Origin of the sequence: Mesorhizobium sp. M0478 (genome assembly GCF_040321305.1) — a bacterium.
Classification (GTDB): Bacteria; Pseudomonadota; Alphaproteobacteria; order Rhizobiales; family Rhizobiaceae; genus Mesorhizobium.
This window is the reverse complement of sequence record NZ_JAMYRH010000015.1, coordinates 142,827-158,465: the sequence shown is the minus strand read 5'-3', so window position 1 is coordinate 158,465 and position 15,639 is coordinate 142,827. Positions and strand designations below refer to the sequence as shown.

The following is a 15,639-nucleotide window of genomic DNA, read 5'->3' as shown; positions in this document are numbered from 1 at the left end:
GTTGACCACGCCGCTGATCAACACAATGCCCCAAATCGCGGAAGTCAGAGGGAAGGGTCTCAAAGCTGAATCCTTTAAGGAATGGTTGTCACGTAAGTCTCCGGAGGCTGGCGACCCAGCTCCCTATATTGCTCCCCGACCGGCAACCGACTGCATCCGCTCGCTGGTTCAGGATCAGTGCTCCCGCCGAATATGTTTGGTCCCGGCGTTTAATGGAGCGCGTCAACAACACCGTCCGGCTGAAGGTTTGGAAGGGATTCATCGTGGTCGGCCGCAAGGGCCCGAACAGGCTTCCGCCTCCACACCTTCAGGCGCGTTCATATTCGTCATCGGACAATTGCAGAAATCGATTGCTTGGATAGGCACACATTTACGAAATGGATTCACTCTCGTTCGCTTCGCCCTTCTGCTGAGCAGTTGCGGGGTCGCAGGCGGCGGGGGATCGCCATCCATGCCTCCTCTCATAGTCGAGGGGGGGGCAGTTTCTCAATTTGGGGACAACTGAGACGTCCGGTGCTCTTAGGCAGAGGAATCATACGAGATCCCTCCTGCAACATCATTTCCCGCATCCACAGGCTTGCCGGATCACTATTGTGGAGCGCAGGCCATTGAACGGCCTCCGTGAATGCGGGAGGAAGTGGCGGCGGAAGTTTGACAATTCGCAGGGGTGTTGTTTTTGCGAAATGCTGCGCCAGCCGTAAGGGCATGGTCCCGATCCGGCTGGTGCCTGATACAACGGGCGGGATCAGGCTAAAGCCGTGTACGACAACTTCGATGCGTCTCTCGAAACCGTGCTCGAGCAAATACCATTCCTCCATGGAGAGCTGCCGGGTGTCCCCGAATTTGAACACAACCTGCCCCATCGATAAGTATCGCTCCAATGTAAGTGGCTCTGATAGCTGCTTGTTCGTGCCGCAGCCTACGCACACGAGCATATCTTCGAACAGGGCTGCGCGAGGATGTTTCGACATGAATACTTCCGGCATGATCAGAAAATCAACGTCGCCGCGCCGGAGAAGCTCCTCGGGATCGTCGGAAATAGGGAGACATTCAAAGCGGACGGCGGGAGCTTCCCGCGCAGCACGTTCTACGATCTTCTTAAAAAATACGAGCGTGATGTAATCGGAAAGGATAATCCGGAAGCGACGATCCGATTGGGCTGGGTTGAAGGCGTCCCAGGAAATAATCGATAGCTGGATGTGCAGCAATGCCTCCCTGACTGCTGGGGCGAGCCCCTCAGCGCGAGGTGTCAAAATGAGCTCGCGGCCGCTCATCGTAAATAGCTCATCGCTGAAATAGGCGCGTAACCGAGCAACGGCGGCGCTCATTGCCGGCTGGCTCAGGTTAATACTGCGGGCCGCCGCGGTGACTTTACGTTCCCTGACCAGAGCGTCCAACACAACGAGGAGATTCAGATCGAGTCCCTTAAAACGCATGTCTTGATCTAGGCGGCGTGTGAATGGGTTGCGACCAAACATTCAATTCGAATGGTGAGTAGCGTCAACGCATCAGCCTTCGACGAAAAAGAGCAATCGAAAAGAAGAAGGGCAAAACTGTGTATATGCAAAGCGCGCCGATATGCAGGCCCATTTTGTCAATCGGACGGCCAAGCATCGCTGGACGAATGAGGTCGATTGCATGTGCGAGCGGTAATAAGGAGGCAGCATACTGAAAAGCGCCGGGCAATTGGTTGATCGGAAACATCGCGCCGCAAAGGAACAGCATGGGTGTAATAACAAGCGTATTATAAAATATGAAATATTCATAACTGGGCGCAAGCGCCGTGACGACCATCGCTAGACTCGCGAAGGCGAGGCCATTGAGAGCGATGACTGGCAGCAAGCAGAGGATGGATGGCCACGATGCGTAGCCGAGCGTGGTGGCAACAATAGTGATTGCTGTGCCCGCCATGAGGGCCTTCGTGGCTGCCCACGCCAATTCGCCGAGTAAGATATCGCCGAGCGTCAGCTGAGTGCATAGCATTCCTTCCCAGGTGCGCTGGTCGCCCATGCGGCCGAAACTCCCGTAGACCGTTTCAGCGGTCGCCGATGCCATCACGCTTGTGGCAACCATGCCAGCCGCGAGAAACGCAATGTACGAAGTGCCCTCAACAGGACCTATCATTGTTCCGATGCCAAAGCCGAGACCGAACAGATAGATCATCGGATCGGCGAGGTTGCCGAGAACCGATGCAAGCCCGATTTTCTTCCATCCAAGATAGTTGCGGCGCCAAACCGCGACCCAATTCCACGCATTGGCGGGCATGCCCGCCGCATAACGTTCGCCCATTGTTCAGTCCTCCATCTCGCGCCCGGTTAACCGCAAAAACACATCCTCGAGATTGGGGGGACGCTGCAGAAGGCGTAGACCCGTGCGCCCGCGTAGCTGCGCCAGCACCTGCTCCGGATCGGGTGCATAGCAAAAAAGCGTCTCACCGCTCACCTCGATGCGCTGTGCGTACGGCCGGATCAGCGCACCCAGTTCATGCGGATTGCCGCCGTAGACCTCGACCACGTCACAGCCGATCTGCTCGTCAATGAGTTCGGACGGGCGACCTTCGGCGATCTTGCGCCCCTCCTCCATAACGCACAGCCGATCGCACAGCCGCTCGGCCTCTTCCATGAAATGGGTAGTCAAAAGAATAGTCTTGCCCCGCGCCAGCAGCGATCGCAGCCGATCCCAGATCAGGTGGCGGGCCTGCGGATCGAGGCCGGTGGTCGGCTCGTCCATCACCAGCAAGTGCGGGTCATTGATGAGCGCACGCGCGAGCGTCAGGCGCCGCTTCATGCCGCCGGACAGTTCGGCGACGCGCGCATCCGCTTTGTTCTCGAGGCGGGCGAACTCAAGCAGCGATGGTATGACCGCATCGATCTGGCGTCTGCTCATCCGGAAGTAGCGCCCGAACACCAACAGGTTCTCGCGTACAGTGAACGCGGCATCAAGATTGTCGAACTGCGGGACCACGCCGATGCGCATACGTGCCAAACGCGCGCGCGCCGGCACTGGAGCGCCGAGCACAGTAATCTTCCCCGCATCAGGCGATGTCATGCCGAGGACCATACGCGCAATCGTGCTTTTGCCCGCGCCGTTCGGTCCCAAGAGCCCGAAGCATTCCCCCGCCGCAACGCGGAACGACAGCCTGTCGACAACGAGCTTGTCATAAGTTTTGCTTACGTCAGTAAGGTCGATCGCTATCATGGACATGGGTTCATTTTACCGAGAGGGACGACAAAACTGGCGGTTGCTTGGTTCCCTGCCGATCTGAAACTGTAACTCGTCTTCGCCATCCCCGCCGTCGATAACGAACTGATCGACATCACAAGGATCTAGCCGCTGCTCCGCTAAAGCGGCGACAATTGCGTCGAGATTATCGATGGATTGGTAACGCGGATCGTTGTGCCGCTTTTCCTGGTCATCGCAGAAGACGAGCCGTCCATCCTCGACCAGGGCGATCGCCCCATCATGGGTCAGCTTGGTACCACAGATGCGCATAGTGTCTCCACGTTAACGGCGATAGATTCGAGATTCATCAGGAAGCGGAAATCGGGTTCCGGAAACGGACGAGCAAGCAGTCTTCGTTGACCGACTCGCCCCGACACTCAAGCCGCTCTACCTCGATCAACGTTTCGTTCAGCATGGCGATGACCGGCTCAGCACCAGCGGCGTGACCCCAGCGACGGCAATTAGCATCCCTTGCCGATCCGAAGATCAGATGCCCGCCTGGCGCAAGCACCCGCACCAGGTTTTTGATGGCCGCGCGCATCTCGGCTATGTCTCCGAGGTAGTAGAGGACCTCCGCCACAACGATCACGTCAAACAACTCGTCGGTCGAAAACTGTTGAACATCGCAGACTATCCAGTTGATGCGCGACGGCTCCTTTATCCGTTGACGTGCTCGAGCAATCGCTTGCGCCACGACATCGATGACGGTGAGCCCTTGGCAGTAGGGGACTAGTTTTTCCGTGAATGCGCCGGCAGCGCACCCGACTTCGAGGGCATTTGTAATGGAGCCTTGGGCAAGCGCCAGCTGGAGCATTTGCGTGTGGCGCTTCCGCTCGAATGGATTGCCGTCGAGGCGCCACGGATCGTCAGCGGCCAATTCCCGATCAAGCAACTGATGATTCACGTTCTGGGTCAAACTCGTGCACCTCTCGTCCATTAGGTATTTGCGGTCAGTCGTCGCCGCAAATGTTGTCCGACAGGACTAATTCCGAAGAATCCCGCGCAAGATTGAGCCTGCGAAGCGGAGCCGAATGGGGCGAGAGTTCTGCCCTGCTGGAACCAGTGATCGGAGCTTGGGTGGGGGCCTGTTTTCCCCCAGTGTTCGATGTAGCGACAGCAGAGCTTCGCGACAGCCAATCGCTATTGCTCAAGGTACACAGCGCGTAGGCCTTCAACGGAAGCAAGAGAAAGACGTTGATGAACGTGTGCAGCGAAAAGCCAAGAAATCGAAATTGTCGAGCACGAAATGCTACCACGCTGCATCGGAGCATGGTCATGGACACAATCATCAGTCCTGTCCACCAAGGCACAGTGCCTGTCAGTGCGAAATGTGCGAGGCCCGTTAATACCGATAGGGCGAGGAGTAGCGCGCCGAGATTCTGTCCGACCACGTCCAACGTGAGATAGCTATTTAGGCTAGGCAGCAAGCGCAGCCCAAGCAGCGTGTCCCGGAATGTGCTTCGTGCCCAACGGAGTTGTTGGCGCAGATACGGTCCGAGTCTGTTCGGAACGACTGTGGCCGCGATGGCGCTCGGAACGTATTCGGTTCGAAAGCCTGCTTTCAGCATCAGGATAGTGAGATGGCGATCCTCACCGAAGTCGCTTGGCTTGCCCCGAAAAAATTGCGACTCGTACTGGTCCAGTAACAAAAGGAGCGCAGACCGGCGGTACATGGCACATGGGCCGCAACAGCACATAACGGCACCGAAGCGAGCCTGTGCCGCGCGCTCCTCGTTGCAAGCCAGCCAGTACTCCATGTCTATCAGCCTGGTCAGCCAGCTCTCGGTTCGGTTACTGGCCGTCAATTGACCCATGACTGCGCCGACCGCTGAATCTCGCATCTTCGGTACAAGCTTGGAAATGACGTCGGGCGCGAGTACCGTGTCTGAATCAACGTTAAGCACCAGATCCCCTGATGAGCGTCGTATCGCGGCGATCTGCGCCTTGCGCTTTCCAACATTCTCGGGAAGCAAAATGATGTCGAACCTGGGGTCGCGCGCGTAGTCTTCGTGGACAGTTCCTAAGGCTTCGCGATTTCCAGAACCGTCATCAACCAAATAGACCCGAAGTCTTCCGGCGTATTCTTGGTCTGCAATGGAAGCCAGGCACTCTGAAAGCGTGCGCGGATCCTCGTTGAAGCAGGGGACGATGACATCCACGCTGGGCAGTTTGTCGGAGCCGACGAGAACCTCCAACCCCGACGAATCCTTTGTCGGCATAGCATAAAGCCCTTGCATGCTCTTATAGGCAGTCGAGAGCAGTGCATAAAGCGAAATGGCCACAGTGCTGGTTGTACCAAGAAGAGTCATGGGATCTCGTTGTTCAGTGATGTTGAGGAAGTGAGCGGATTACAAATCCGCGCTCACGCAGTGCTGGAATCAGCCGGGACAGCGCCGTGACCGTCTGGTCGCGCATGCCGGCGTGAGCGCCCTGGCTCAACTCGCCGGGAGGGCATCCGTCGTGCAAGAGTACAATTGCGCCCGGCCGGACGGAGGCGAGCACTTTATCGATAATCGCCTCGACTCCAGGGCGAGACCAATCTCGAGGGTCGACGGACCAATGAAGGGCCGCCAGCCCGGCGATCTGTGATGCTGTGCAGACTTCTTCGCTCCAGGCGCCGTAGGGCGCGCGAACAAAGCGGACCGAGGCCTGCGGGCACGCTCTCATGATGGCGTCGTTCGCTTCAAAGACCTCACGTTGCACTTCGCCGAAACCGCATTGGTACAGATCCGGATGAGACATCGTGTGGTTGCCTACCTCGTGCCCTTCTGCGATCATCCGTTGGATTAGATATGGGTGCTCTAAGGCGTAGGCGCCGATGACGAAGAAAGTCGCCGGCACTCGCTGCTCTGCCAGCACGTCGAGAATCTCCGGTGTGAAAAGTGGATTGGGACCGTCGTCAAACGTCAGATAAACGCTTCGACGGCCGGTGCCGTCAGAGCACTCACGGCGCACTTCGTACAAGCAATCGGACCGGCTCATAGCTCTGGTCCGTTCCGATCTATCATCGTGCCCGTGGGCCATTCGCTGATCGGCCGTCCAACTGGCAGAACAATTGTGAGTGCGTCATCGATGCGTGTGGGCGGCAGGTCGAGGCGGGCCTCTGGTCGGGTGGAGCGCACGCGAATTCCCGACAAAACGGCCATAGGGCTGTATCGCCGTCCGAACCTCTCAACATGATTCCGCAGCGCGTCCCTGACCGTTCCGAAAGCGAATGGAACGCCAAGCTCCTGCAGTATTGGAAGCATGACATGGATTGAATGGGCGATTCCCAGACCCTCAAGGTCCGGACGTACCCCGTACAGGCCCAGTTCAGCCACCAACAGGTCGACCGCGTCGACCTTGATGAAACGGCGCAGTATGCCCATGTGAGCCGCTACACCGCTTGAATCATAGGCGATTACGCGGAGTTCAGGCCTGGCTCCGGCCCAGCTTCGACTACCTTCGAACGGTTCTGCGTTGGACGCCCCAGTCGGCCCGTACGTATCACGAAAGAACTCGGCGAGCTTAACGTGATCGGAGAGCTGCAACTCGTTTTCCCAGCACAACTTCCACTGCACCTGATGGCGCATTCAGGACCTCTCTTCATATTGGTTTTTGCGGCCGCATTACTCGACCAAAGCGGCGTTGTTGGCTGCACTCAGCCGTTGTCGTTGGCGAAGGTGAGCCAGACACTCTCTCGAAGTTCCGGCCCGTGTCGTCGATTTGAGCTTGACGTCGCTCATTTACGTTCCTCTAATGCATGGCTCGTAAATTCGTAAAATTGATTGTTTGAATGATACGCATCCACACGTTGGATAGAACATGACATGCGTTTTAAAGGGCTGGATCTAAATCTCCTCGTTGTGCTGGACGCTCTGATGAGGGAGCGTAAAGTCACTGCCGCGGCTCGCAGTATCAACCTGAGCCAGCCGGCCATGAGCGCCGCCGTTGCTCGGTTACGCGCCTATTTCAACGATGAGCTATTTACGATGAACGGCCGCGAGCTCATTTTGACACCGCGCGCCGACGGGCTCGCTCCAGCAGTCCGGGATGCATTGCTGCACATCCAGCTATCGATTATTTCCCCCGACGCCTTCAACCCGGCCCAATCGGATCGCCTCTTCCGAATCATGCTTTCCGATTACATCACGCTCGTATTTTTTAGGACGATAGTAGAGCGCGCTGCGCGGGAAGCTCCCGCCGTTCGCTTTGAATGTCTGCCTATTTGCGACGACCCCGAGGAGCTTCTCCGGCGCGGCGACGTTGATTTTCTAATCATGCCGGAAGTGTTCATGTCGAAACATCCTCGCGCAGCCCTGTTCGAAGATAAGCTCGTAGGCGTAGGCTGCGGCACGAACAAGCAGCTGTCGGAGCCACTTACATTCGAGCGATACTTGTGCATGGGACATGTTGTGCTCAAATTCAGGCACACCCGGCAGCCCACCATGGAGGAATGGTATTTGCTCGAGCACGGTTTCGAGAGACGTATCGAAGTTGTCGTACAGGGCTTTAGCCTGATCCCGCCCGTCCTGTCAGGCACCAACCGCATCGGGACCATGCCCTTACGGCTGGCGCAGCATTTCGCAAAAACAACACCCCTGCGGATTGTCCAACTTCCGCCGCCACTTCCTCCTCCTGCATTCACGGAAGCCGTCCAATGGCCTGAGCTTCACAATAGTGATCCGGCAAGCATGTGGATGCGGGAAATGATGTTGCAGGAGGCATCTCGCCTGGCGCCTTTGCCTGAAATCATTGAGCGTCTCGGGCACGCCGATCCGACCTTTCGTTTCTTGGTACCGACTGCCACCTCGAAATCGCGTGCGAAGTCCCGGAAGATGTTGAGCCCCACCTAATCACCGCCTGTAAGACAGGCTGATCAGCATGTTCGACAAGCGCCGGCGCGGCGCGTGTTACCTACGTTCTGGGGCTGATCTCAGGCGAGTTGCTCGTCGAGGATGTGTGGCAGAGTGATGCCAGCTGCCTTGATTGCCCGCTTTGGCCGTAGGTGGTGACGACGCGAGCATTCTTTTCGATGGCGGCTTCTGGAGGCGGACGCGATCGCGTAGGAGCGGTTGCCCTTCGGGCGTCGGGCCTTTGGCCCGGCAGAGCGGCGCAGTTCCTTGCTAAGTGCGAGGGGCCGGAACGAGCAGAACACAAGCCCGGGCTGCTACTGAATTGACTGCCGCCTCGATTTGCGTGCGAAGTCCCAGAAGATGGTTAGCCCGGTTAAATTCCTACCTTGCCGGCTGTGCCGCGGCTTTTCACGTGCAGCCAGGCGAGGAGATGGCGGTCGACGAGGTCGACCCCAAATGGACTGTGCTGGCCTCGCTCGGCTCTTGCCGTGCGGGATCATTGACCACACCCCCTGCACGAGAACGTGGGGCATGTTGGCAAGTGAAGCCGGTGGAGGTTGACGCTGCGGATCTAGGCAATCTACCTCGCGCTTCCGCCTTCATATATTTTCCGGCAGATGGATGTCGAACGGCAGAAATGTCTGTCCGGGTGTTTCAGCGGTGCCGGTCTCGATAGCCCGTGTCATCAGCGTTATCAGCTCCTGGCAAAGCCGGCGCATTGGCGTGGCGACCGCCATCGTGACGATGTTATCTGCAAGCGCTGCCCGAGACTCAGGTGTGATTTCATTCACGATCGCGACGAGATCCCGACTTTTGCCCTCTTCTCGGAGCGCGGAGATGGCGCCCTCCATGCCGCCGCCGGCGACATAGAAGCCGACGAGCTCGGGCTCCCGCTGCATGAGATCAAGCGTTGCCTCGTAGGTGATCTGCCGTTTCTCGAGGTTCATGACCGGATCCAGCACCTCGAACGTGGGCGCGTTCTCACGGCAATAGGAGCGAAAGCCGACGTCACGGAGCTCGTGCCCCTGGAAACGATGGCTGCCGACAAACACCGCCACTTTGCCGGGCCGTTTTGCGACCTTGGACACCATCCAAGCGGCCGTGCGCCCCACCTTGCGGTTGTTGAGGCCGATATACCCCTGTCGCACGCCGGCGGCGAAGTCGGAAAGCAGCGAGAAAACCGGAATGCCCTTGGCCTTGAGGTCCTCAACCGCTGCTGTGATTTTCGGGTGGTCCGGTGCCACCATCGCGATTGCATGGCAGCGTGCGCCCAACTCCTTGAGCGGCGCGATCAGGTCGCTCGGCATATGTGACGGGGCGAATTCGACGAGCGGAATGCCGTGGAAGGACTGGGCCAAATTGACCGATGCTTCGACCTCGCGCGCAAAATCTTGGTAGAAATGCTGGGCCGGTTTTCTCAAGATGAAGCCCAGACGGTAGTGCGGTAGGTCTCGCCGCAACCGCTGCTTGATTAGCCCGGCAGCATGATAGCCGATCGCCTGGGCGGCGTCGTGGACCCGCCGCGCGGTCTCCTCGCGCACCGGATGGCGGGCGTTCAGAACCCGATCGATCGTTGCTACGCTGACTCGGGCTTCGCGGGCGAGATCGGCAATTGTGGGGCGCTTGGTCATAGGTCCTATTCTGATTGGTTTTTGACGCGGGCCGGCTCTCTGTCCGCCTAACGCGTTTCGGTTTCGGGTGGCAAAGTGAGGACGTCCCCATACGAATGGGCACAACTTGTTGGACGAACATCATTGCAGACGTAAACCGGCCGGGTATACTGAAAGGCTCATTCGCTTAAAGGGCGGTGACGATTTGCACTCACACATTTAGCGCTTCTGATACATGGTCCGTGAGGAGCCGTTTAGAGGCTGCGGGTCGGTCGTTCAGTTATGTGACCAGCTGAGCGACTTGACAGGTCGTGGGCCGCCCACCTTACTTGCAGGAGGGTAGCCGGTTTGATGCCTCGGTAAGCTGATGACCGCTGAAGGCAGCTTTCATCTGTGCTCGGTCCAACTCTCCTTCCCAGCGTGCGACGACGAGGGATGCCACTGCGTTGCCGACGCAATTCGTCAGCGCCCGGCATTCGGACATGAATCGGTCGATGCCGAGTATCAGTGCCATCCCAGCAACGGGAACACTCGGAACTACCGCGAGCGTAGCCGCCAGGGTGATGAAGCCCGCACCTGTCACACCTGCAGCGCCCTTGGAGGAAAGCATTGCTACGAGCAGCAGCAGCACCTGATCGCCGATGGACAGATCCGTGTTCGTCGCCTGTGCGATGAAGAGAGCCGCTAGCGTCATGTAGATATTCGTGCCGTCCAGATTGAACGAATATCCGGCCGGGATGACGAGACCCACAACCGAACGCCTGGCGCCCGCCTTCTCCATTTTCTCCATCAGGGACGGGAGCGCCGCCTCCGAGGAGGACGTTGCGAGGACAAGCAGCAGCTCTTCCTTGATGTAACGAATGAGAGAGCAAATCGAAAAGCCGTTGTACCGGCAGACTGCGCCGAGAACCCCGAACACGAAGAGGAAGGCGGTGAAATAGAACGTCGCGACCAGCATCGCGAGGTTGACTACCGAACCGATGCCATATCTGCCGATGGTGAAGGCCATCGCGCCAAAAGCGCCGATCGGCGCGGCCTTCATCAGAATTCCGACGAGCTTGAAGACAGGCACAATGAGCGCCTGGAGGAAGGAAACGACAGGCTTGCCCGTCTCTCCGGCCATCGCAAGCGCCATGCCGAACAGAACCGAGAAGAACAGCACCTGCAGGATGTCGCCTTCCGCGAAGGCACCGACGATCGTTGGCGGGATGATGTTCATCAGGAAGCCGGTGACCGACTGCGCTTTGGCTTTTGCGGCATAGGTATTCACGGCCTGGACATCGAGCGAGGCCGGATCGATGTTCAGGCCGTCGCCAGGCTGGACGACATTGGCGACGATGAGGCCGACGATCAGCGCGAGCGTTGAGAAGGTGAGGAAATAAACCATTGCCTTGCCGGCGACCCGGCCGACCTTATGAAGATCGTTCATGCCGGCAATGCCGGTCGCAATTGTCAGGAAGATGACAGGCGCGATGATCATCTTGACCAGCTTGATGAAGGCATCACCCAGCGGCTTCAGGCTCTCGCCGGTCTCCGGATAAAAATAGCCAATTGCGACGCCGAGCGCGATGGCGGCAAGCACCTGGGCGTAGAGCTTGGTGTAGAAGGGTTTGCGGGGCGCGGGACTCGCGCCGCGGACTTGTGCAGCTGACACTGTTTCTCTCTCCCTGACCGGATCGAGGTGGCGTGACTTCTCCCGGGCTTCTCCCTATCGCGGCGCTCCGGTCGAACGCTGCACCAACGCCGCCGCAATACCCATGCCAGATGAATCCGCATCACCTGAACTGATGTGGGCTCGCCAATGATGGAGGAGCGGTGTCAGACCAGCGGGCAAGGCCGCGGTCCGAACGCCCTTGATGGTCTCTGGCAGAGTGCTGCCGGTCGATCCCTCTGGCTAGCGGTTTTGCTGCACAGAGCGTGGTGGGTTCCTCGTTAGCCGGCTTTGGACCGGGCCCCATCGTTGGCGCCAGCGCGTACCAATAGGTCGCCTGTTCAAGGCCGTCCAGATGACAGGCTAACTTACCCCTGTTCGGAAGCGCTCGTTTCTAGACAGCCTACGACCATGCAGCCACTGCAATCACAGAATAAATTCGGACGGCCTTTTGGACGACCCATTTTGCAAATCAACGCCCGCAGCAGGGGCAGCCGTTTCCAAGCGGTCGCATCGTAATCTGTTCAGACTTTTCGATACGCTCATTGAATGTGCCGATTTCGGCCCCCAGTGATGGTGCTGACCACGACGATGCGATTCATAAAGTTGCGAGCACCGCCTACGAAGTCGTACTCGACGCCAGCTTCGCGCCTTCACACGCGACATCGCCGCCGCCTGATCAACTCGAGAAAGATGGCGCTTGCGGCAACGGACCAGTGCCGTTGGCTGTTATTATCGCTCCCGCCCCTCCTTCGCGGGCGCTGGTGAATGGCACGGCCCCGCATTTACACTCCGCGCGGTCAGCCGCTCGGGCAAGGCATGGCCGGCCCAGGTATTTCTGCTTCAACGCAAAGATAGAACTGATGAATCCTATCATAGGCCGCGAGGTTTCCTTTCACAGATGAAAGAAAGCTCGATTGACTATGCCGCCTCGCTCCAGTCTTTTGAAAACAACGTGTGTTTGCCCGGGGCAAGCCAATAACATGGCCAAGCCTCGTGAGGGAGTAGCCAAGCGATGCGTCAGGGCTAGACCCGCTTTGCACTCGACCACACGGCGGCGGCACGAGTTCACGTCGGAGCATTTTCGCGCGTGCCCGCGACGTCGCGGGCGCACATGCCGCCAGCCTAGATTTGATGGCGCGAGATCGAGGATCACATGCACCACAACATTAGCAAGTCAGAACAGAATGCCCGCGACTGCGGCATATCGCTGCCGAATGCGATAAAGGGTTGTCCAAAGCCCGACACGAATCCTGCGAATGTGGCATTGCACGAGCGCGCGCTAACCGGCATCTTCGAAATATCGAAAGTACTCGCCGATGCCGCCCGGCTCGAACTCAAGTTGGCCAAGGTAGTCGATCTCCTGCACTCGTTTGTGCAGATGCGGCACGGCATCATCGCTCTCTGCGATGCCGAGGGCGGACTGGACATCACAGTGGCCAGCGGCTGCGGCACGAACGGCAATGAGCCCTCCCGGTCGCGCCTGCCGCGCAACGCCATCGATCAGATTGTCACGACCGACACGCCGCTCGTCGCCGACGACATAGCGATGCATCCGACCTTCACTGCCACTGATATCGAAGTGCTTGGGGCCTCCGACGCCGTGTCGTTCATCGGCGTTCCCATTCGTGTTGATGGGAACGCTATAGGCGCGCTGACTTTGGACCGGGTTTTGGAAAGCAGGTCAAGCTATCGGCTCGACGATGATGTCCGGCTGCTCACCATGATTGCCAACATGGTGGGACAGACAGTCAAGTTGCATCGCTTCTCCGCGGCCGACAGCGAGCGAGCGCCGGAGCTGGAACATCGGCTGCAAACGAAATTTTCTGATGTTAAGCACCCTGCACCCCGGCGCAAAAAGGTCCACGTCGAGGGGATGATTGGTGACAGTCCGGCGATAAGCGCCCTGCTGGAGAAGATCGCGGTCGTAGCGAAGGCAAAAACCACAGTTCTGTTGCGAGGTGAGTCCGGTACCGGGAAGGAGCTGGCTGCCAAGGCAATTCACGAGTTGTCGCCGCGCGCCAAGCGGCCCTTCGTTAAACTCAATTGTGCAGCGCTCCCAGAGACGGTCCTGGAATCCGAATTGTTCGGTCATGAGAAGGGTGCCTTCACAAGCGCATTCAATTCCCGCAAGGGGCGTTTTGAGCTCGCTGACAAGGGGACGTTGTTTCTGGATGAGATCGGCGAGATCTCGGCCTCGTTCCAGGCAAAGCTACTGCGCGTGCTGCAGGAGCAGGAGTTTGAGCGCGTCGGCAGCAATCAGACCATCAAGGTCGATGTTCGCGTGATTGCCGCCACGAACAGGAACCTGGAAGAGGCGGTTGCAAGGAATGAGTTCCGCGCCGACCTATACTACCGCATCAACGTGGTTCCCTTGCTGGTACCAGCATTGCGCCAAAGGCGCAGCGATATTCCGCTCCTCGCAGCTGAGTTTCTCAAGAAGTTCAACGACGAGAACGGCTGTACGCTCACCTTCGATCCGCGTGCGATTGAAGTGCTGATGAAATGTGAGTTTCCCGGCAACATTCGCGAGCTTGAAAATTGCGTGCACCGGACAGCGATCCTGGCCGAGGGACTGTCAATCGGGAGAAACGACTTTGCCTGCTCCCAAGGCCAATGCTTTGCCGAGGCGCTGTGGAAGTGCAGATCGGGCAAGGCCGCGCTGCAACCACCGCCGATCCTGCCGGAGTCAGCGAATTTGGCCACGCCCCCGGACGAGGCCGCCAGTTCGGCCGCGACTAACCCACTTGCCGGCGCAACCCACCCAATTGGCGCGAGGACGCCCGATATAGAGCGCGTCATTGCTGCCATGGAAAGATGTGGCTGGGTGCAGGCAAAGGCAGCGCGCTTGCTTGGGCTGACCCCGCGCCAGATTGGCTACGTGCTGAGGAAATACGGCGTCGAGATCAAGCGTCTTTGAAAGCATGACCCTGGGCATGAGCTGAGCAGCTTAGCGCCTTGGCGCCGCGCAGCGATGCAGATCCGCGTGCGCGTCAACTCGATTCGACCGAGGACAGGTGGCTGAATTCCCATGTCAGCCGGCGCTGCGACCATTGTGTGGAAGGCAACCCTGCCATCGTCCAATCCCGTCCGCCATGTTGCTCTCGTTGCGAGCTCATGCGGATGCCCCTGTGTGACTGAAACGGAGTTAAATATGTCCGACGTAAAACTGCAAACTGTGCTTTCGGCTCTTTCGCAAGTGACACGACAGTTGGATGCTCTGCCGTCCAACGGACCAGCGCCGGACGCAAATTTTATCAAGCTGAATACGAATGAGAACCCGTTTCCGTTGCCGCCAATCATAATGCAAAGTGCAGTGGCGGCCCTCAAGCGCCAGTATCTATATCCGGATGACGATAACTTCAGACTGAGGGAAGCAGCGTCCAGCGCCTATGGCGTTTCCAGGGATCAGGTCATCGCTGGCAACGGGTCGTCTGAACTGCTCGGACTGATCTACAGAGCTTTCCTCGCACCCGGCGACAAGGTTGCGATGATGTCGCCAGGGTTTTCGTTCAACCGCAAACTTGCCATGCTCCAGGGCGCTGAGTTCCTCGAAATCGGATGTCAAGCTCATTCCCTGCCAATGGAGCAATTGCTTTCTGGTCCGGCAAAAGACGCCAAGTTTATTATGTTGGCCAATCCAAACAATCCGACCGGAACATTCCTCCCGATAAGCGATATCGAACGCCTCGTAGCACAATCGGACCGCTTGATTGTCCTCGATGAGGCCTACGTCGACTTTGCACCCGATCACGGACTGCGCCTCATCAACCGGTATTCGAACCTTCTGGTCTTGAGGTCATTCTCGAAAAGCTATGCCGCCGCCGGCATTCGCGTCGGTTTCGGTTTCGGTCACCCTGAAATTATTGGAAGGCTGCGAAACATCCAGAACGTCTTCAACATGAACGTGATCGGGCATGCCGTTGGTATCAGCGTGCTTGCGCATCGCGGCGCCTACGCAGACAACCACAAGCACATCAAGGATGAACGAGAGCGAGTGACAGTTGCACTATCGCAACTCGGATTTTCCGTAACACCCTCCCGCGCAAATTTCTTGCTGGCCCGTGTGCCCGCGGGACAGGACGGCTCATGGTGGCAAGCAGCATTGGAGAGGCAAAAGATACTTGTCGCGTTTTTTCCGGACAAAGGCTTGGAACACTGTATCCGCGTCAGCATCGGCACAAAAGAGCAGATGGATGAATTTCTTGCTGCCGCTGGCGACATTGCTGGAAGCTTAACGGTGCCAAGCTCCAGAGGCAGGGAAGCGTCAGGCTCTGCTTCTTCGTTACGCTGACGCTAATCGGCGATCACACACATCTCT

The 15,639-nt window shown here is 58.1% G+C and carries 12 protein-coding genes and 2 pseudogenes; 3 read left to right on the top strand and 11 right to left on the bottom strand.

Going from position 1 to position 15,639, the window contains the following annotated elements:
- Window positions 1–461 precede the first annotated feature (461 nt).
- The 8 genes and pseudogenes from NKI64_RS27640 to NKI64_RS27605 form a co-directional block, all read right to left on the bottom strand.
- Window positions 462–1,436, bottom strand: a complete 975-nt coding sequence (locus tag NKI64_RS27640; RefSeq protein WP_023685036.1) for a LysR family transcriptional regulator — start codon at window positions 1,434–1,436, stop codon at window positions 462–464.
- A gap of 64 nt (window positions 1,437–1,500) precedes the next feature.
- Window positions 1,501–2,289 (bottom strand): ABC transporter permease, encoded by a 789-nt coding sequence (locus NKI64_RS27635; protein ID WP_023698293.1) that lies wholly within the window; start codon window positions 2,287–2,289, stop codon window positions 1,501–1,503.
- Window positions 2,290–2,292: 3 nt separating this feature from the next.
- Window positions 2,293–3,204, bottom strand: a complete 912-nt coding sequence (gene nodI, locus NKI64_RS27630) for a nodulation factor ABC transporter ATP-binding protein NodI (protein WP_023685034.1) — start codon at window positions 3,202–3,204, stop codon at window positions 2,293–2,295.
- Between the two features lie 54 nt (window positions 3,205–3,258).
- Window positions 3,259–3,492, bottom strand: a pseudogene (locus tag NKI64_RS27625) (carbamoyltransferase N-terminal domain-containing protein); the annotation flags it as partial.
- Between the two features lie 37 nt (window positions 3,493–3,529).
- Window positions 3,530–4,159 (bottom strand): nodulation methyltransferase NodS, encoded by a 630-nt coding sequence (gene nodS / locus NKI64_RS27620; protein WP_023755874.1) that lies wholly within the window; start codon window positions 4,157–4,159, stop codon window positions 3,530–3,532.
- Window positions 4,160–4,172: 13 nt separating this feature from the next.
- A complete protein-coding gene (gene nodC, locus NKI64_RS27615) occupies window positions 4,173–5,531 on the bottom strand; it encodes a chitooligosaccharide synthase NodC (RefSeq protein WP_023829773.1) in 1,359 nt (452 codons plus the stop codon).
- 13 nt (window positions 5,532–5,544) lie between these two features.
- Entirely contained in the window at window positions 5,545–6,204 is a 660-nt protein-coding gene (gene nodB / locus NKI64_RS27610; RefSeq protein ID WP_023672235.1) for a chitooligosaccharide deacetylase NodB, read from the bottom strand.
- Window positions 6,201–6,794 (bottom strand): NodA family N-acyltransferase, encoded by a 594-nt coding sequence (locus NKI64_RS27605; protein ID WP_023694280.1) that lies wholly within the window; start codon window positions 6,792–6,794, stop codon window positions 6,201–6,203. Before NKI64_RS27605 ends, nodB begins: the two co-directional genes overlap by 4 nt.
- Window positions 6,795–7,031: 237 nt before the next feature.
- Between NKI64_RS27605 and NKI64_RS27600 the strand changes: the two genes are divergently transcribed.
- Window positions 7,032–8,057, top strand: coding sequence for a LysR family transcriptional regulator (locus NKI64_RS27600; RefSeq protein ID WP_023685028.1), 1,026 nt, complete (start codon window positions 7,032–7,034; stop codon window positions 8,055–8,057).
- Window positions 8,058–8,137: 80 nt separating this feature from the next.
- Here NKI64_RS27600 and NKI64_RS32220 read toward each other — a convergent pair.
- From NKI64_RS32220 to NKI64_RS27590, 3 genes and pseudogenes are all read right to left on the bottom strand, one after another.
- A pseudogene (locus NKI64_RS32220) lies at window positions 8,138–8,365 on the bottom strand (IS1634 family transposase); the annotation flags it as partial.
- Window positions 8,366–8,656: 291 nt separating this feature from the next.
- Entirely contained in the window at window positions 8,657–9,688 is a 1,032-nt protein-coding gene (locus NKI64_RS27595; RefSeq protein ID WP_023672231.1) for a LacI family DNA-binding transcriptional regulator, read from the bottom strand.
- Window positions 9,689–9,992: 304 nt separating this feature from the next.
- Window positions 9,993–11,321, bottom strand: a complete 1,329-nt coding sequence (locus NKI64_RS27590) for a dicarboxylate/amino acid:cation symporter (protein ID WP_023706359.1) — start codon at window positions 11,319–11,321, stop codon at window positions 9,993–9,995.
- A 1,153-nt stretch (window positions 11,322–12,474) separates the two neighbouring features.
- Here NKI64_RS27590 and nifA point away from each other — a divergent pair.
- Both nifA and hisC read left to right on the top strand, forming a co-directional pair.
- On the top strand, window positions 12,475–14,238 hold the full coding sequence (gene nifA / locus NKI64_RS27585; protein ID WP_084013551.1) for a nif-specific transcriptional activator NifA: 1,764 nt from the start codon (window positions 12,475–12,477) through the stop codon (window positions 14,236–14,238).
- A gap of 234 nt (window positions 14,239–14,472) precedes the next feature.
- Window positions 14,473–15,612, top strand: a complete 1,140-nt coding sequence (gene hisC / locus NKI64_RS27580; protein ID WP_352671287.1) for a histidinol-phosphate transaminase — start codon at window positions 14,473–14,475, stop codon at window positions 15,610–15,612.
- Window positions 15,613–15,639 lie beyond the last annotated feature (27 nt).